We start from the raw sequence: 17,881 nt of genomic DNA, 5'->3' as shown, positions 1-17,881 counted from the left end.
AAATGCGGAAGAAATCAGATCTGCCCACTAAGATCTGCGTGACCTGCGGTCGACCATTCACGTGGCGGAAGAAATGGGCGCAAGTTTGGGACGAAGTACGCTACTGCTCGAAACGTTGCAGGCGTGCCGCATGACTACCGGGGACTTGTTCGAAACACAGGCCGATCATGCAAGGGCTGCAGAGTTTTCACCCACACGACAGGCCGGGCTTTTGCGGTTGGATCAGTTTGCTGCGCGTACAGGCAAGCACTATGCCAGCCAACGCAATTTCGACTTCGGTCCCGACAGACGCAGCAACGTTTCGGCTCTGTCCCCGTGGATACGGCACCGTCTGATCACAGAACAGGAGGTTCTGAACGCAACATTGGCGCGCCACTCATATTTAGCGGCCGAAAAGTTCGTTCAAGAAGTTTTCTGGCGCACCTATTTCAAAGGCTGGTTACAGCAGCAACCAAGTGTCTGGACGTCCTACAACGAGGGACTTCAACGCGCACTGGACGACGGTGCACGAACGACCGATTACAACGACGCCGTCGAAGGGCGAACAGGCATCGATTGTTTTGATCACTGGGTCCGCGAACTGATCAAGACGGGGTATCTGCACAACCATACAAGGATGTGGTTCGCTTCGATCTGGGTGTTCACATTGCGTCTGCCCTGGGAACTGGGCGCCGATTTCTTCCTGCGTCATCTGCTTGACGGCGACCCTGCGTCCAACACGCTGAGCTGGCGCTGGGTTGCCGGTTTGCACACCAAGGGGAAAACGTATCTCGCCCGGCCGTCCAACATCGCCAAATACACGAATGGCAGGTTCAACCCCGAGGGACAGTTGGCTAAGACGGCAGAGCCTTTGACGGAAGAGAACGCGCATCCTCGTGTTCCAGTGCCCTCGCCAGATGCCATGCCGGACGAAGGTTTTCTGCTTCTGGTGACTGAAGACGATTGTCAAATTGGTGCAACTTTGCCGCGCCAACCCAAAGCAGAGATCGGGCTACTTGCCACGCAACGACGATCACCTTTAGCGATCGAGCCAATTGTACAATCCTTTGCTGCGGGCGCGGTCTCGGATGCCGTTGGTGCGGTTGGGGCCGAAGATGAAAGCTGGGCTGAACAGATAATCGCAGCGGCCGAAACGGCAGGTGTAAAAACCGTTGTCACCGGCTTTGCACCTGTCGGACCAGTCGCCACGCAACTACAGAATGCGCGACTCGACCGTGCCGGACTAACGCTGTGTCAAATTCGTCGGGACTATGACAGCCTGGCGTGGCCACACGCGACGCGCGGCTTCTTTGGCCTGAAAAAGAAAATCCCCACTATTCTTAGGTCTTTAGATTACGCGGTCTAAAGCCTGTCCAATACCGCCCGCGCGCTGTCACGGTATTCTTTTTTCTTGTCCTCATCCATTTTGTCCCATGTGCGGTACACTTGACCAAGGCGCGGATTACCGCGCAGCTTATCTTCGTTGCGCAACAGAAAATCCCAATAGAGCGGGTTGAACGGGCATGCGTCGGACCCTGTCTTTTGTTTCACATCATAGCTGCAGTTGGCACAGTGATCCGACATCTTGTTGATGTAGTTTCCGCTGGCTGCGTAGGGTTTTGAACCCAGCAATCCGCCATCTGCAAACTGGCTCATTCCGATCACGTTTGGTGCCTCGACCCATTCGTAGGCGTCGGCATAAACAGCCAGATACCATTCATGCACTTCGTGCGGGTCGATACCGGCCAACATGGCAAAGTTCCCGGTCACCATCAGGCGCTGAATATGGTGCGCGTAAGCTTCTTCTTTTGTCTGTCCGATCGCGGCGGCCATGCACGCCATGTCTGTGCGCCCGGTCCAATAGAAATCCGGCAATGGCCGCTTTGCCCCGAAAAAATTCTGTTGCGTGTACTCTGGCCCGCTGTGCCAGTAGATGCCGCGCATATATTCGCGCCATCCGATGATTTGGCGGATATAGCCCTCGACCGCATTCAACGGGGCATCACAGTCGTGATAGGCCTGTGCAACGCGTTCGCAGGTTTCAAGCGGGTCAAGAAGCCCCACATTGATGTAAAGCGACAGAACCGAGTGATACAGGAACGGCTCGCCCTCTAACATCGCATCCTGATAGTCGCCGAAACGCGGCAAGGCCTGTTCCACAAACATCGTCAGTGCTTTCAGCGCGTCCGCACGCGTCACGCCAAACCAAAAAGGGCGCAAGGTTCCAAAATTATCGTCGAACCGGTCTTCGACCAGTTTCAGGACCTCTTCTGTTATGGCGTCGGGTTCTGTTTCCAGCGGCCGCGGCATGAAAAGGTCTGATTGGGCGGGTTTGCGGTTCTGGCTGTCATAGTTCCACTTGCCGCCTTCCGGAGCGTCTCCGTCCATCAACAGCCCGGTTTTGCGTCGCATTTCGCGGTAGAAGTATTCCATCCGCAACTGCTTGCGCCCCTTGGCCCAGTCGCGAAACTCGGCATGAGAGGCTACAAACCGGTCGTCATCCAACATTTCCAGTTCGGTCTGCGCGTCTTTGGACCAATCCGACAATACAGCCTTCAGTCGAAATTCTCCCGGCTCTGTCATCAGCACATGGTCGATGCCGTGATCTTTCACGGCGCGCGCAAGTTCACCGGGCAGATCGCCGCTATTGTCGGGGTCGTCCAGTTTTACATATCTCACCGACCACCCAGCGTCTTCCAATTCGGCTGCGAAATGACGCATGGCGGAAAACACGAACGCAATCTTCTTTTTGTGATGCGGGACATAGCTCGCTTCGTCCTGCACCTCTGCCATGAGGACAATATCACGGTCAGGCTTTCCGGCGCGCAAAGAGGAGATATCAAGGCTGAGTTGATCGCCCAAAATCAACAGCAGTCGGGCGTCTTTGGCGGCTGACGAGTTTGTTTTCATCCACGGGAGATAGTTCGGCTATGGCTATGAGCAACTCGTAACCAGCCTTCGGAGGCGGGACAGATTGGTTGTCAGGGCTCGTCAGTGACTTCACCTCGTCGCAGAGGATCGCAAAGGCGCCGTCGCCGATCGGCAAAGCGCGAAGTGAACTAACCTGAAGTCAGTAAAAAGAGAAAAGTCTAATCAATTTCCGATCAAACCAAAGGACGACGTTAAGCGATAAATTAACACCTGAGCTGAAAAAAGGAGGAAATGCGGCGGGCAGACCCCTGCGCGATAACTGTTGGAGAACAAAATGAAGATGATTTTGTCGCCAAAACTGGCGTTGAAACTTCCACTCACGATTGTAGGGTTTTGCGCATTGGTTACCGTTGTGTTGGTGACATTAAGCGATCTCCGATTTCGGGATACAGCCCTAACAAACGTCGAAGAACACTTCAAAACGTTGGTTTTGGAACGTGAAGCAACGTTGCAAAGCTGGTTGGAAGGCTTGGATGCGGATGTTTTGGCCTTGGCGGCGGTCCCTTCTACATCGACGGCTCTGGAATGGTTCTCAGCAACCTGGAGCGCGTCAGAGGGCGACCCAAGGCAAGCCCTGACCACAGCCTACATTTCAGGAAACCCATATCCCGTCGGCGAGCGTCAGTTATTGAGCAAAGCCGAAGGGTCTGAAGTGTACCACATGCACCACGGTCGTTATCATCCCCCCTTTTTGTCGATCGTTGATTCCAAGGGATTCTATGATGTTCTGCTGGTTAGCCCGCAGGGGGATGTTGTTTACTCGGTAAAAAAAGAAAAAGACTTTACAACCAATTTGCTGAACGGGCGTTTCAGGGACTCGGGGCTTGGGCAAGTCTTCAGGGATGCGGCAACCGACGCACCCGGCACTGTTCACTTTTCAGACCTGTCTCCTTACGAGCCAAGCAATAACGTTCCGTCCAGTTTTGTCGCGACGAAGGTCATCAACGAAAACGGCGACTATGTCGGTGTTCTGGTCATTCAGGTGCCAATCGCCATGTTGGAAGGCATTGTTAACAACCCGGTTGGTCTAGGTGAAACCGGTGAAGTCCTTCTTGTCGGAGAAGATTACAATACACGCATTGCGTCACGATTTGAGAATGGTGTGAAGGTTCTGGAGAAAGTGCCGTTCAGCGAGCAGATTGAATTCGCGTTGAGCGGCAACACCAGCTTTTTCCCCAATGCAACCGGTATCAACGGCGACAGAGTTGCCTCTTATGTGTCCTCGATCGTTTTTCACAACAACCGCTGGGCTTTGGTTGCCGAGCAATCGCTGGATGAAATTCTGGCGCCTGTAAGGGCGGAACGAAATTTCCAGATTTTGGTTTCAATTGCCTGCGCACTAGTTCTTTCGGTGGTCGGTTGGCTTTTTGCCCGTACAATTACCGGACCCATCAATTCGCTTCGCCATACAATGGAACAGGTGACCCAAGGCGATCTTGATGTCGAAGTGCCTGAGGCAACGCGCCGCGACGATTTTGGAACGATCGGAAGGACACTTGTCCGAATGCGCGATGACCTGCGTGAAGCTCGGAAGGCCGAAGAGGAACGTAACCAGCATCAGCGTGAGCAAGAAGAAGTGGTCAAAGAACTGAGTATAGGTCTGCGACGTTTGTCTGCTGGCGATTTCTCGCAACCCATCACGGTACCGTTCCGGTCCGACCACGAACAGCTTCGTCAAGACTTCAACACAACAATGCAAACGCTGAATGCAACCGTGGTCGAAGTGATCAACACGTCTAACAGTATCCGCCAGGGCGCGGCTGAGATATCGCAGGCTTCCGAAGACCTTTCACACCGGACGGAAAGCCAGGCTGCAACGCTCGAGCAGACTGCAGCCGCACTGGATGAAATGACTGCAAGCGTAAAATCCGCGGCTGAAGGTGCAAAGTCGGTCGAGGTGACGATGACAGAGTCGCGCAAGGAAGCTGAAGACAGTGGGGCAGTGGTCCAGAACGCTGTCGCAGCGATGACGGAAATCGAAGAATCCGCAAGCCATATCAGCCAGATCATCGGTGTCATTGACGACATTGCGTTCCAAACTAACCTGCTGGCTTTGAACGCCGGGGTCGAAGCTGCACGCGCAGGCGACGCGGGGCGTGGCTTCGCGGTTGTCGCCTCTGAAGTTCGGGCCTTGGCGCAGCGCAGTTCCGAAGCTGCAATGGAAATCAAGACACTCATCGGCAATAGCTCCAAGCAGGTTGAACGTGGCGTGGATCTTGTCGGGAAGGCCGGGGACGCGCTCAATAGAATTGTGGATAGGGTCGGTCACATCTCTCAGATGGTGTCGGAAATCGCCGATGGTGCAGCGGAACAGTCCACAGGGCTGGGTGAGATTAACATCGGTGTAACTCAGCTGGACGAAGTTACACAGCAGAACGCTGCCATGGTTGAAGAGTCTTCTGCTTCAAGTCACCTGTTGAATTCGGATGCGGCAAAACTGTCTGAACTTGTGGCCCGGTTCCGAGTTGAAACTGAATTTGATGACCCACAGTCCACAGTTGTCGAGATCAAGCGCCCAACGGCCCACGGTGCAGATTGGGGCCCGAACACCAAAGTGGAAGCACGGCCAATCGCAGTCAATGGCCAATTGGACGGCCCTGAGGTCTGGCAGGAGTTTTGAAATTGTTTGGCCCCTTTCCCCGCGCTTTGGGCGAAAGGGGCCATTGACGCCAAATGCAGTGTGGGTGTTTGAAAGTGAAAAATATCTTGGTCGTGAGCACTGATCCCTTTTGGGCGACGCGCTTGAAAAGTCAGTTCGGCGAAGTGGCGCCCGGCGTTCGGATTCTCATAGTGGACAATCTTATGGCGGCCTACGCAACGAGTGAGGAGCTGCAGCCTTCGGCTGTCATTATCGAGCAGGGATTTACAGATATTCCAGAGTTCGAAACTATGAAGACACTGTTTCATGAGTTAAAATCCGTTTGCGTATACGTTGGAGAAAAAGGATCTGCCAAAACGTCCGCAGGTCCACGGGTTTTCCGCAAAAGCGACACAGCCGCCTCGTACGTGTCGTGGATCAAAGAAGCAAAAAACGCGACGCACAAGAAACGTCCCAAAGACTCGTCGAAAAGTAATAAGGATTCCAAGATCATTATCATCGGGTCTTCGACGGGCGGGGTAGATGCACTGAGTACGATCCTCAAACGTTTTCCTGCCGATTGCCCACCGACAGTCATTGTTCAACACACGGGTGAAGACTTTGGCGGGGGGTTGATTGACCTTTTGTCGCGGCTTTGCCCCGCGCGCGTGGTTGCGGCCCAAAACGGTTTGGTTTTGGAATCCGGTCTGGTGTGCATTGCTGCTGGCTACAGGCAACATCTTGAATTGAGCTCGGGCACGCCACTGCGCGCAAGACTGACGGAAGGACCGCCTGTGTCAGGGCATGTTCCTTCCGTGGATAAAGTGTTCTTGTCCGCTCGCCCCATAGCTTCAAGAGTGGTCGCAGCCGTTTTGACAGGCATGGGGCGGGACGGGGCCGAAGGGTTACTGGCGCTTCGACGGGCGGGTGCCGCCACCTTTGTTCAGGATGAGCGCAGCTCGGTCGTTTATGGTATGCCGCGCGCTGCCTGGCAGCTTGGGGCAGCCCAACGTCAGGTGCCTCTTGTCCGAATGGCGTAAACGCTGTTGGGCGCAAGCTCAATTCAAAAATGAGAATAGGAACTGCATTGACGGACTATCTCGAAAAAGCGCCCGCAGTTGGCGTGCTGCAGGGCGAGTTCAAAGTGACTCACAAGGCCGACGTAGTCTTTTCTACGATATTGGGATCGTGCATTTCAGCGTGCTTGTATGACGTGAGGGAAGGAGTTGGTGGAATGAACCACTTTCTTCTTGCCGCAGGTTCGGTCGAGGATCAAAGCAGCCGCTACGGTATCAACGCTATGGAGCTTTTGGTCAATGGCATCCTGAAACTCGGTGGGACACGCAGCAATCTTCGTGCCAAGATCTTTGGCGGTGGCAACATGCTTCCCAATCTACCCGATGTCGGAGCGGAAAATACAAACTTCGTTCAAAGGTACTTAACCGAAGAAGGGATTGAGTGTGTTTCGTCATCGGTTGGCGGAAACAAAGCACGGCGCATTCGGTTTCACCCTGCTAGCGGACGTGTGAAGCAGGTGTTTGTGACAAGTCACCAATATCCCGCGATTGATGAGGAAAATCGTAAAGCGGCTCAGCCTCAAAAAAGTCAGCTTGTGCTGTTTTGAGGTCGACTTGCGCACACGATACTAACGAGAACTAAGTTTTATTTGCAGGTTAGCATCGTTCATCAATAAGAGGCACGAAAATCGAGGTGATGACCAACCCCATAGAATTCCCCTGTCTCGATTGAGTCCTCTTAACCCCTAAGCCCAAAGTGAGTTTAAAGAGTCATTTACTTTGGCGCAAATCTTTCGCGTGAAAAAGAAACCGGATGGCTGGCTACAGATGACGCCAGTCTGCCAACAGTAGAACGGTCGTTTCGCGCGTTCATCTCGTATCCAGCAGAAACCAACGCGGCCAGCATCTGAATTAATAAAGTTTAGGCACAAGTCGAATGCCCACCAAAGGCCAGCGCTTAGATACCGATACACCCTGACCCGGTCACTATTGTTACCCAGAAAAAACGTCCTCGTGTTAATAGTGGGCTTTTTTCACAAAGGGATGCCAACAAGGCGTGCAACAAGCTCCAAGCCGTTCTTCGCGTCCATTTTCTTTAACAGCCGAGCCCTGTGCACTTCGGCTGTTCTAGGAGAAATTCCCAATTCATGTGCGATTTCCTTGGTCGTGACGCCGCCAATCATCAGCTTTGCAACTTGCCTTTCCCGTAATGTCAGACCTGTACTTGGGCGGACCTCTGATAAATCTGAAAACGTCCAGACTGCTTTGTTGAACGGTGTATCGGGTGTCAGCGATTGGCCCCTTACCCGGCACCAGAACAATTCTCCCGAAGCGCGCCGCATGATCCGTTCATCAGCGTAACGACCTCCCCCCACCATTTTTCGCAGCCCGACTCTTCCGATATGGTCGAACTCAGCAACTGACGGGTAAAGGCGCGACAGCGAGGTGTTGTGCAACTCATCCGGGTGATAGCCAAACATCTCCGCAAAACTGGGATTGCAGCGCCGAATGATCCTGTCCTCGGAATAGATCAGCCCGACCGGCGCGTTCTCGAAAGCGATGTCAGCCAGACCCGTCATGTATATCCTTTACGTATTTTACCGGAATTGGCGTAGCCCCGATCCACGTAGTATTCATTGCCGCAATAAGGGAGGCAAGCATGGATGCAAAGATCGTTGGCTGGGGCCACACCCGTTTTGGTGCGCTCAAGGACAAAAGCTTTGAAGACCTGATCATCGACGCCGCGCGCGAGGCGCTTGATCACGCGGGGCTGTCCCCCGGGGACGTTGACGCAATTTGGCTGGGGCATTTCAACAACGGGCTGGTGCCGGATGCCTTTGGGTCGTCACTGGTGTTGGGACTTGATCCAGCTATGCGGTTCATTCCAGCGACGCGGGTTGAAAACGCCTGTGCGTCCGGCTCTGCTGCGATCTATGCTGCGCGCGATGCCATCCGGTCTGGGCGCGTGCGCCGGGCGCTGGTGGTCGGCGCGGAAAAGATGACTGATCGAGATACAAAAGGTGTTACCGAAGCCTTGGCCGGCGCCTCTTATCAGGCCGAAGAGGCCGGAGTATCATTTCCGCAAATCTTTGCGCGCTTTGCTCAGTCTTACTTTCAGGCCTACGGCGATCAGTCTGCCGCTCTGGCGGGGATAGCAGCCAAGAACCACAAGGCTGCATTGGACAATCCGTTGGCGCATTTGCAAAAAGATCTGGGGTTTGCCGCTTGCAACACGATTTCGGATAAAAACCCGATGATCGCATCCCCGCTGCGAATGACAGACTGTTCTTTGGTCAGTGATGGCGCTGCTGCAATGGTCATGGTTGCCGACGATCTGGTCGGCGACTTTCCTCGCGCAGTCGGGTTTCGGGCGGCCGTTCAGATGAATGACGTCCTTCCGATGTCGCAACGTGATCTGACTGAACTGACCGCAGCGAAACACACCTTTGCTGCTGCGTTTGCTGAGGCGGGTATTTCCGTGGAAGATCTTGATCTGGCCGAGGTTCATGACTGTTTCACCATCGCCGAGTTGCTTATCTACGAAGCCATGGGCCTTGCCCCCAAAGGGCAGGGCGGGCGGCTGGTCAAAGACGGGGTGACGGCACGCGGTGGGCGATTGCCTGTCAACTTGTCGGGCGGATTAAAGGCCAAGGGGCATCCGGTGGGTGCGTCGGGTGTCTCGATGCATGTTCTTGCTGCTCGGCAAGTCACTGGGTCTGCCGACGCCATGCAGGTTCCCGGTGCGCAACTGGCGGCTGTGTTCAATATGGGCGGTTCGGGCGTGGCGAACTATTGCTCAATCCTGGAGGCCGTCGCATGAACCCGGCGATCTGGTTAGAACGAACGGCGAAGCGGATGCCCCAGTCACCGGCGCTGTTTCGTGCCGACGAGTGCGTGGCAGACTACGCAGAGTTTGCCAAACGTGCGGCGGCTTTGGCTGCAGCGTTGAAAGCGCAGGGTATTCGAAAGGATGACCGGATTGCGCTGTTCTGTGGAAACCGAACCGAGTATCTTGAGGCGCTTTATGGCATTTGGTGGTTGGGGGCGGTCGCGGTGCCGATCAACGCCAAGCTGCACGTAAAAGAAGCCGCCTGGATCATTGCGGACTCGGGCGCGCGCATGGTTTTTGTCGATAAGAAAACATCCCAGGATTTGGCCGATTGTCTGCCGGATGATGTCGTGTCCCTGTCTTTCGACAGTGCTACTTTCCAGAACCTGCGAAATATGTCGGGGTCCGACGCTCCGACTTTGCGGGACGCCGACGATCTTATCTGGTTGTTCTACACGTCTGGAACGACCGGTCGCCCCAAAGGCGTGATGATCACAGCTGGCAATCTGACCTCAATGACGCTGACCTACTTCGCGGATGTGGATGAAGTCCGGCCTGAAGATGCGATCGTTTATGCCGCACCGATGAGCCACGGCGCAGGTATTTACAACTTCATGCACGTGCTGCGAGGTGCGCGGCATGTGGTGCCGCAAAGCGGTGGGTTTGATGCGGCTGAAATCCTTGGTCTTGCCTCGCAGATTGGTTCAGTGTCCATGTTTGCGGCTCCGACCATGGTAAAGCGATTGGTCGATACCGCGCGCGCGTCCGGGCAGTCCGGCGAAGGCTTGCGGACCATCGTTTATGCCGGCGGTCCCATGTACGAGGCAGATATTCTTGAGGCGACGGAAGTCCTTGGGTCCCGTTTTGTGCAGGTGTATGGCCAGGGTGAATGTCCCATGGGTATTTCTGTGTTGCCGCGGGGGGATGTGTCGGACAGAACGCATCCACGCTGGCGCGAACGCCTGAATTCCGTGGGGTATGCGCAAGCCGAGGTTCAGGTCTCAATCGTCGATACAGAGGGTCACGAGGTGCCTGTTGGGGAAATTGGCGAAATCGTGGTTCGTGGTCGTACGGTTATGAAGGGCTATTGGCAAAATCCGGAAGCTACGCAAAAAGCTATACGCAATGGCTGGCTATGGACCGGTGACATGGGCCGCATGGATGAAGACGGCTATGTGACCATGCAAGATCGCTCCAAGGACATGATCATCACCGGCGGGTCGAATGTGTATCCGCGCGAAGTTGAGGAAGTCTTGCTTTCACATCCCAGAGTGCAAGAGGTCGCCGTTGTGGGCCAACCAGATAGCGAATGGGGTGAAATCGTTGTTGCCTTTGTTGTTTGCCGTAGTGGCGAGCAAGTGGACGAAAATGATCTGGACGCAATGTGCCTGGATCGGATCGCCCGCTTCAAACGGCCAAAAATCTATCGCTTTACCAGTTCTTTGCCCAAGAACAACTACGGCAAAATACTGAAAACTGAACTACGCGCCACGTTGCAGAAGGATGCAATCTAATGAGTCAGCTTAAGGGAAAAACTGCGCTTGTTACGGGGTCGGTCCAAGGCATTGGTCTTGCTATCGCAAAGTCCCTTGCGGGTGCCGGGGCGCGCATCGCATTTCATGGCTTGGCAAGCGCAGATGACGTCGACGCCACAGCGCAGGTTTTGGAAGATGCCGGCAGCCCAGAGGTCCGGTTCTTCGACGCAGACATGCGCGACGTTTTTGCGATCGAAAAGATGATGAGTGATGTCGCGGATTGGGGCGGGGCAGACATACTTGTCAACAACGCTGGGATCCAAAAGACCGTAGGCCTCGCAGAGGCCGACGCCGCCACTTGGGACGCTGTATTGGCAGTCAATCTGTCTGGTGCTTTTCACACGATGCGCCTTGCCATGCCAACGATGGGTGAACGTGGCTTTGGCCGGGTGATTAACATTGCATCGGTCCACGGGCTTGTCGCCTCGGTAAACAAGGCCCCTTACGTTGCCTCCAAGTTCGGGATCGTCGGGTTAAGTAAAGTGGCTGCGTTGGAATATGCACGTGCCGGTAACAAACAAAGCGGTGGAGTGACGGTCAACTGCATTGCTCCGGGTTGGACTGAAACAGCGATCATAGAACCCCAAGTAGAGGCTCGTGCGGCTCAGTTCGGTGGGGATCGCGAAAAAGGGATTGCCGACCTTCTTGCGGAAAAACAACCGTCGCGCCGCACATCTGACCCCTCTGAAATCGGCGCGCTGGCCCTTTGGCTATGTGATCCGATCGCGCATAACGTGACGGGAACAACTATTCCCGTCGATGGTGGGTGGACGTCGCAATAAAGGCTTGGCAGTGCGATAACCGTAGGCAGGGCTGAGGTGCACTCGCTTTACCTTGCCTGCGTGTTTCGATTTGGCTGGGTCGCGCCGACCACCGGAATACTGAACGAGGTCAGCGGGCTTATCGGGTTGCAAGCTCATCAACGGTAATTTGCAAATTAGCGGAGCGAGCTGTTTCGAATTTCAAGTGAAAAGCCGAGGTCGACTTGCCTGTCCTTGGCGCCCGCGCCGCCGTCGACCAATATTTTCCCGGCCTTGGCGCCCATATCGTAAAGCGGTGTTCGTACGGTCGAGATCGTGGGAACGCATTGCGACGTCACACCAAGATCATTGAATCCACAGATCCCAAGCTCGGTCGGAACCCTGATGCCGCGACGCTGACATTCGAACAAGACGCCAAGCGCAAGGTCATCATTGTTGCAAAACACTGCGTCGCATTCCGGGTACTGGGTTGTCAGCTTGCCAAAGAGAATGGCGCCGATGTTCACGTCGGACGGCCGGTTGGTGACCACGACAGCCCGCTCATCGTACATACCGGCGTTCTGCAACGCCTTTCGGAACCCAGCGAGGCGTTTTTGCGAGCGCGGGTCCATTTGCGCGCCCAAAAACCCAATGTTGCAGTAGCCTTTGTCGATCAAATGGTTCGCAGCCGCAAAAGCCGCGTCTTCATGAGAAAACCCCACGATTTGATCGATCGGCGCGTCACTTAGGTCCATGATCTGCACCACCGGCACCCCGACATTGGCCAACATCTGCCGGGTTTCATTCGTCTGTTCGATACCGGCAAGGATAACCCCTTTTGGCGCCGGATTAAGGAAGGATCGCAGCACGCGTTCTTCTTCGATCGGGTCGTAACCCGTGTTGCCGATCTGTAGGGTCAAGCGCGTATGTTTAAGCGCATCCTCAATTCCGCGCAGAACATCCGTGAACACATTATTGGAAATGGACGGGATCATGACGACGATAGAGTTGGTCTCGCTCGATGCCAGCGTTGACGCAGACTGATTGGGTACATAACCCAGCTTGCGCACCGCCGCATCGACTTTCGCCCGTAGCGAGTCGGACACCTTCTCGGGTGAGCGAAGCGCGCGCGACACCGTGATTGCGCTAACTCCTGCTTCTTTTCCAACATCTACCAAAGTTGGCTTTGTCATCGCTTCTGACCCTGTTTTTAAAGGAAATTATATAATCAGAAAAATCTGATTGCAAAATGATTGCGCAATCATTAATGATCATGCTTAGCAGGAGGAACGTGAATGAGCGGCGAATGTGGCCTGACTTTGGTCGTGATGGGGGTTTGCGGTGTCGGCAAAACCTCGGTCGCGCGGGCATTGGCTGATCGCATGTCAGGGCTTTATGTCGAGGCCGACGAGTTCCATCCGCCAGAGAACATTGAGGCCATGCGGCGTGGCGTGCCATTGAACGACGCGATGCGGGGTCCATGGCTCAGAGGGATCGCTCGTGAGGTCAGACAACAGCACGAGGCAGATAGTGACAAGGATATCGTTGTTGCCTGCTCAGCGCTCAAGCAATCCTATCGTGACATCCTGAGATCAGATTTGCCAAACGCGAAATTCGTCTTTCTGACTGCCCCGCGAGACGTTATAGCCGAGCGCATGACGGCCCGGACCAACCACTTTATGCCGCTCACGTTGCTGGACAGCCAGCTTGCCGATCTGGAACCGCCGACAACGGCCGAGGATCACATCGCCTTGGATGCCAGCCTAAGCCAAGGCCGCATCGTCGATGACGTTTTAGCCAAACTTAATCGGGCCACCCACGACGGGGGGCCATGCCTGACGGAAATTCAACAGGAGGAGACCTAACCATGACATTTCTGAAAACCATTGCCGCCACTGCGGTTGTGGCCTGCACGGCGACGGCCGGACTGGCCGCAGACTTTGCGCTGCGCTTTCAGTCTTCGGACCCATCGGGCAACCCCAACTTCGTGCTGCAGCAGCAGTGGGCCGAGCGGGTTGGCGTTCTGACCGGCGGCCGCGTCACGGTCGAGATGCTGCCGGTGGGTTCCATTGTTCAGCATACCGAAACACAGGACGCTGTCGCCTCGGGCATCATTGATGGGCACGTGACTGACACGTCGTACTTCGCGGGCAAGGATGCTGCTTTCAGCCTGATCGCAAACCCGGTTGGCGCCTATGGCTCGCCTTCCGAGATGCTGAACTTCATCGAATACGGCGGCGGTAAAGAGCTCATGAATGATCTCTTGAACCCCTATGGTCTGCAGTTCATCGGCGCAACCACACCGGGCCTTGAGGCATTCATCTCGAAAGTGCCGCTTGATGGCGTTGATGACCTGAAAGGTTTGAAGATGCGCGCGCCCGAAGGTCTGGTGCAGAATGTGTTCCTGGCTGCGGGAGCCGCTCCTGTGAACCTGCCGGGGTCCGAAGTGTTCACGTCGCTGGACAAGGGCGTCATCGACGCGGCGGATTACACCGTATTCTCGACCAACCACCAGCAGGGCATGCATGATGTGGCAGGCCACCCGGTCTACCCCGGCTTCCACTCAATGCCGCTGGTCGAAGTATCGATCAACAAGGGAACATGGGACAGCATGTCGCCGGATCTTCAGGCGATCCTTGAAATGTCGGTGCGTGACTTTGCGCGTGACATGACCAGCCAGCTGGCCATGCGAGACGCGGTCGCCGTGGCCGAAGCCATCGCCGATCCTGACATCACCGTACACAACTGGTCCGCGGAAGAGCGCGCCAAATTCCGCGCGATCGCCAAGTCGCAGTGGGCAGAAATCGCAGGAAAATCGGATAACGCGCAGCGCGTATACGACGTACTGTCAGCATATCTGGTCGAACAGGGGCTGTTGGCTGAATAACCCCGACCTAACGTAACATTGGGCCGACCCGACCACAGCCGTCGGGTCGGTCTTCAAGTTGGAAAAAGCAAATGGCACATCAGACCGAAGCCAAAGAAAACAGGCAGGAATCGATACCCGAGGCCGGAGTTTTGGGTCGTCTGGTAACGCGTCTGGGCGATGTATTCGCAATCGCTATCGTCCTGTCCGCCTGTGCCTTGATTTTCGAAGTGGTCATGCGCTACGGCTTCAACGCTCCGACCAAATGGGCGCATGAAACGGTGATCTTCCTGACAGCGATTACCTTTGTGTTCGGTGGCCTGTATGCGGCTGCGACCAACAAGCACATTCGCGTCGTTCTTATCTATGACCTTTTGACGCCACAGCTTAGGCGCGCTTTCAACATCGGCATCTCGCTTGTTTGTGCGACCGCTACAGCCTTGTTTTCCTGGGCTGCATGGCTCGTTGTTCAGCGTGCAGTCTGGACGCCGGCGGGTGAGTTCCGTCTTGAAACCTCAGGTTCCGCATGGGATCCGCCAACACCGGGTCTCATGAAACTGTTTCTTATGGGCATCCTGATCCTGATGTCCGTTCAATTCGCTGTTCTTGCCGTAAATTACCTGAGGCGGAAATGACCGAGCTGCTTGCCCTGATTCCCGATCTCAAGTCACTTGGGATCGAAACCGCGACGCTGTTGATGTTCGGCTCGCTTCTGCTTTTGCTGCTGACCGGCATGCCGCTTGCTTTTGTGACGCTGCTGGTGGCGCTGATTTTTGCTCTGGGTTGGTTTGGACCAAACGCGATCCCGTTGATCGTCAGCCGAATCTTCAGCTTTGTGAATTCGTTTGTTTTTGTTTCAGTGCCGATGTTCGTTCTGATGGCGGCGATCCTCGACCGTTCCGGCATTGCGCGCGATCTGTTCGATGCAATGCGTATCGTCGGCGGACGCTTGCGCGGCGGCGTGGCGATACAGACCTTGCTGGTCGCAGTGGTTCTTGCGGCGATGTCCGGCATCATCGGTGGCGAAGTCGTGCTTTTGGGCGTGATTGCATTGCCTCAGATGCTGAGGCTGGGCTACGACCGACGCCTGGCCATCGGCGTTTGCTGCGCGGGTGGCGCATTGGGCACCATGATCCCGCCATCGATCGTTCTGATCATTTATGGTCTGACCGCCAGCGTATCAATCGGCGACCTGTTCACCGCGTCCTTCCTGCCGGGCCTGATGCTCGCCGGCATGTATGCCGCCTACATTCTGTTCCGTGCCTATACCAACCCCGAAGTTGCGCCCATTCCGGAACCGGACGAAATTTCTACGGCCGAAAAGCTGCGCTTGCTCAAGGGGCTGGTTCTGCCGGTTCTGGTTGTGATCTTTGTTCTGGGTTCGATTTATGGCGGTATCGCCAGCGTGACCGAGGCCTCTGCCGTGGGTGTGTTGGGTGTGACGCTTTCGACCATGATCCGGCGTGAGTTCACATTTTCCCTGATCCTGGGTGCTGCGCGTCAAACGCTGGCTACCGTCGGAATGATCGTCTGGATTGGTATCGGAGCATCGGCCCTGGTGGGTGTGTTTAACCTGATGGGTGGCATCCGATTTGTGCAGGCGCTGATCACGGGGATTTCTGACAACCCGACCGTTGTGATCCTGTTCATGATGCTGATCCTGTTTGTGCTTGGCATGTTCTTGGACTGGGTAGGGGTGGCTCTTCTGACCATGCCGATCTTTGTTCCAATCGTGACAAGCCTGGGCTATGACCCGATTTGGTTTGGTGTCCTGTTCGCCATGAACATGCAGGTCAGCTTTTTGTCGCCACCCTTTGGGCCAGCTGCCTTTTACCTAAAAAGTGTTGCGCCACCTGATATCAGTCTGGGCGAGATTTTCCGCGCGCTGCTGCCGTTCATCATGCTTCAGATCACCGCAGTCGGCTTGCTGATCCTGTTCCCCGGCATCGCAATCCACTAGGCAACCCGGGAATAAGACGAAAGACCCCTAAATGAGCACTACGCATTTTGGCCTTTATGGTCTGGGCACGATGGGTTCGGCCTTGTCGTTGAACATTGCCGAAAAGGGCTATGGCCTGCATGTCGCCTCTTTTGTAGCTGAAGATACGGACAAGTTTCTGGCCCGTGCGGACTGTCTTGGGGATGCCTTTACCGGCCACCGCAGTCTCGCGGACATGGTCAAGTCAATGCCGTCGCCAAGGGCGATCATATTGCTTGTACCGGCGGGGCAGGCGGTGGACGATTCGATCACCGAGGCGCAGCCGTATCTGCAACCCGGTGATGTGATCATTGACGCAGGGAACGCCAATTTCCACGACACGCGGCGCCGCGCAACGATGCTCGAGAAACAGGGACTGGCCTATTTGGGTATGGGTGTTTCCGGCGGCGAGCACGGAGCAAGAACCGGTCCAGCCATGATGGTCGGCGGAACCGAGGCCGTCTGGAACGGCGTTCGTCCGATGCTCGAAGCGATTGCCGCAGATTTCCAGGGTGAACCGTGCGTTGATCGGGTTGGCCCTGACGGCGCGGGCCATTTCGTCAAGACCGTGCATAACGGGATCGAATATGCCGACATGCAGCTCATCGCCGAGGCATACGGGCTGATGCGTCACGGGGCGGGGTGGTCTACCACGCAGATTGCGGACCTGTTCGACGATTGGAACAAGGGTGTCCTGAAAAGCTATCTGATGGAGATATCCGCCACGGTTCTGCGTACCCATGACCCGGATAGCGGCCAGCCCTTTGTGGATCTGATCGTCGACAGTGCCGGCCAGAAAGGAACTGGCCGGTGGACGGCTATTGAAGCCCTAACCCAGGGTGTTTCGGTGTCAACCATCGAGGCTGCGGTTGGCGCGCGGGTTTGGTCAGCGGACCGCAATGGCCGGGCAACAGGTGCTGCGCTGTTTGCACAGCCACGCGCCAAGGTCGATCTGGACCCGGCGGTGCTGCATCAGGCCGTCCTTGCGACGCGTATCGTCTGCCACAGTCAGGGTTTCGATTTGTTGCAAGCTGCGTCTTGCGAATTCGACTGGGCTATGGACCTCGCGCGTTGTGCCGAGATTTGGCGGGCGGGCTGTATCATCCGTTCAGATCTTTTGGATGAAATAGCTACCGCCTTGCGCGGTCGTGACCGGGATGACACTTTGGCCTTCTGCCCTGAATTTGCGGATGAGCTTGCGTTGTGTCTTCCCGCGCTGCGCCAGATCGTCACCACGGCTATCGCCGCGGCCCAGCCGGTTCCGGTCATGATGGCGGCCCTAGGCTGGTTGGACGCAATGAGCCAAGCGCGCGGAACCGCCGATTTGATACAAGGTCAACGGGACTTTTTCGGCCGCCACGGGGTCGCGCGTGTCGATAAACCCGGCGTCTTTCATGGGCCTTGGAGTGACGGGACCTAAACCGGGAT

16 protein-coding genes are annotated in these 17,881 nt (G+C 55.6%); 13 read left to right on the top strand and 3 right to left on the bottom strand.

Annotated features, from left to right (window positions below):
* The first annotated feature begins 2 nt into the window (after window positions 1-2).
* A complete protein-coding gene (locus AVO44_RS20580; RefSeq protein WP_233421925.1) occupies window positions 3-134 on the top strand; it encodes a DUF2256 domain-containing protein in 132 nt (43 codons plus the stop codon).
* On the top strand, window positions 131-1,345 hold the full coding sequence (locus AVO44_RS04795) for an FAD-binding domain-containing protein (protein ID WP_068334012.1): 1,215 nt from the start codon (window positions 131-133) through the stop codon (window positions 1,343-1,345). Before AVO44_RS20580 ends, AVO44_RS04795 begins: the two co-directional genes overlap by 4 nt.
* Here the strand turns inward: AVO44_RS04795 and AVO44_RS04790 are convergent.
* On the bottom strand, window positions 1,342-2,889 hold the full coding sequence (locus AVO44_RS04790; RefSeq protein ID WP_068333352.1) for a cryptochrome/photolyase family protein: 1,548 nt from the start codon (window positions 2,887-2,889) through the stop codon (window positions 1,342-1,344). The genes AVO44_RS04795 and AVO44_RS04790 overlap by 4 nt on opposite strands.
* A 295-nt stretch (window positions 2,890-3,184) precedes the next feature.
* Here AVO44_RS04790 and AVO44_RS04785 point away from each other — a divergent pair, with 295 nt between their 5' ends.
* The 3 genes from AVO44_RS04785 to AVO44_RS04775 all read left to right on the top strand — a co-directional run bounded on the left by AVO44_RS04785 (window position 3,185) and on the right by AVO44_RS04775 (window position 7,112).
* Window positions 3,185-5,530, top strand: coding sequence for a methyl-accepting chemotaxis protein (locus tag AVO44_RS04785; protein WP_068333350.1), 2,346 nt, complete (start codon window positions 3,185-3,187; stop codon window positions 5,528-5,530).
* 92 nt (window positions 5,531-5,622) lie between these two features.
* Window positions 5,623-6,528 carry a CheB methylesterase domain-containing protein gene (locus AVO44_RS04780; RefSeq protein WP_338057261.1) on the top strand — a complete coding sequence of 302 codons (906 nt, stop codon included), beginning with the start codon at window positions 5,623-5,625 and terminating at the stop codon, window positions 6,526-6,528.
* A 47-nt stretch (window positions 6,529-6,575) separates the two neighbouring features.
* Window positions 6,576-7,112, top strand: a complete 537-nt coding sequence (locus tag AVO44_RS04775; RefSeq protein WP_233421924.1) for a chemotaxis protein CheD — start codon at window positions 6,576-6,578, stop codon at window positions 7,110-7,112.
* A 426-nt stretch (window positions 7,113-7,538) separates the two neighbouring features.
* On the opposite strand, the gene AVO44_RS04770 is transcribed toward AVO44_RS04775, so the two are convergent.
* Window positions 7,539-8,084 (bottom strand): PAS and helix-turn-helix domain-containing protein, encoded by a 546-nt coding sequence (locus tag AVO44_RS04770; protein WP_205626524.1) that lies wholly within the window; start codon window positions 8,082-8,084, stop codon window positions 7,539-7,541.
* 80 nt (window positions 8,085-8,164) lie between these two features.
* Between AVO44_RS04770 and AVO44_RS04765 the strand changes: the two genes are divergently transcribed.
* The 3 genes from AVO44_RS04765 to AVO44_RS04755 are packed head-to-tail and all read left to right on the top strand — an operon-like array spanning window position 8,165 to window position 11,651.
* The gene (locus AVO44_RS04765) at window positions 8,165-9,325 is read left to right on the top strand and encodes an acetyl-CoA acetyltransferase (RefSeq protein WP_068333342.1); all 1,161 of its coding nucleotides are present in this window, start codon (window positions 8,165-8,167) and stop codon (window positions 9,323-9,325) included.
* On the top strand, window positions 9,322-10,848 hold the full coding sequence (locus AVO44_RS04760) for an AMP-binding protein (protein ID WP_068333340.1): 1,527 nt from the start codon (window positions 9,322-9,324) through the stop codon (window positions 10,846-10,848). The genes AVO44_RS04765 and AVO44_RS04760 overlap by 4 nt, the downstream gene beginning before the upstream one ends.
* Window positions 10,848-11,651 carry an SDR family NAD(P)-dependent oxidoreductase gene (locus tag AVO44_RS04755; RefSeq protein WP_068333337.1) on the top strand — a complete coding sequence of 268 codons (804 nt, stop codon included), beginning with the start codon at window positions 10,848-10,850 and terminating at the stop codon, window positions 11,649-11,651. The genes AVO44_RS04760 and AVO44_RS04755 overlap by 1 nt, the downstream gene beginning before the upstream one ends.
* 155 nt (window positions 11,652-11,806) lie before the next feature.
* Here AVO44_RS04755 and gntR read toward each other — a convergent pair whose 3' ends face one another.
* Window positions 11,807-12,802 carry an HTH-type transcriptional regulator GntR gene (gntR, locus tag AVO44_RS04750; protein ID WP_068333334.1) on the bottom strand — a complete coding sequence of 332 codons (996 nt, stop codon included), beginning with the start codon at window positions 12,800-12,802 and terminating at the stop codon, window positions 11,807-11,809.
* A gap of 102 nt (window positions 12,803-12,904) precedes the next feature.
* Between gntR and AVO44_RS04745 the strand changes: the two genes are divergently transcribed.
* The 5 genes from AVO44_RS04745 (at window position 12,905) to gndA (ending at window position 17,873) form a co-directional block, all read left to right on the top strand.
* Window positions 12,905-13,474 carry a gluconokinase gene (locus tag AVO44_RS04745; RefSeq protein ID WP_068333331.1) on the top strand — a complete coding sequence of 190 codons (570 nt, stop codon included), beginning with the start codon at window positions 12,905-12,907 and terminating at the stop codon, window positions 13,472-13,474.
* A 2-nt stretch (window positions 13,475-13,476) separates the two neighbouring features.
* Complete coding sequence (locus AVO44_RS04740; protein WP_068333328.1) at window positions 13,477-14,496, top strand: TRAP transporter substrate-binding protein; 1,020 nt, start codon at window positions 13,477-13,479, stop codon at window positions 14,494-14,496.
* 71 nt (window positions 14,497-14,567) lie between these two features.
* Complete coding sequence (locus AVO44_RS04735; RefSeq protein WP_068333325.1) at window positions 14,568-15,110, top strand: TRAP transporter small permease subunit; 543 nt, start codon at window positions 14,568-14,570, stop codon at window positions 15,108-15,110.
* The gene (locus tag AVO44_RS04730) at window positions 15,107-16,435 is read left to right on the top strand and encodes a TRAP transporter large permease (protein ID WP_068333322.1); all 1,329 of its coding nucleotides are present in this window, start codon (window positions 15,107-15,109) and stop codon (window positions 16,433-16,435) included. Before AVO44_RS04735 ends, AVO44_RS04730 begins: the two co-directional genes overlap by 4 nt.
* Window positions 16,436-16,466: 31 nt before the next feature.
* On the top strand, window positions 16,467-17,873 hold the full coding sequence (gene gndA, locus AVO44_RS04725; RefSeq protein WP_068333319.1) for an NADP-dependent phosphogluconate dehydrogenase: 1,407 nt from the start codon (window positions 16,467-16,469) through the stop codon (window positions 17,871-17,873).
* The last annotated feature ends 8 nt before the right edge of the window (window positions 17,874-17,881 follow it).

Origin of the sequence: Ruegeria profundi, from assembly GCF_001507545.1 — a bacterium.
GTDB classification, from domain to species: domain Bacteria; phylum Pseudomonadota; class Alphaproteobacteria; order Rhodobacterales; family Rhodobacteraceae; genus Ruegeria; species Ruegeria profundi.
This window is presented reverse-complemented; position numbering and strand designations above follow the sequence as displayed.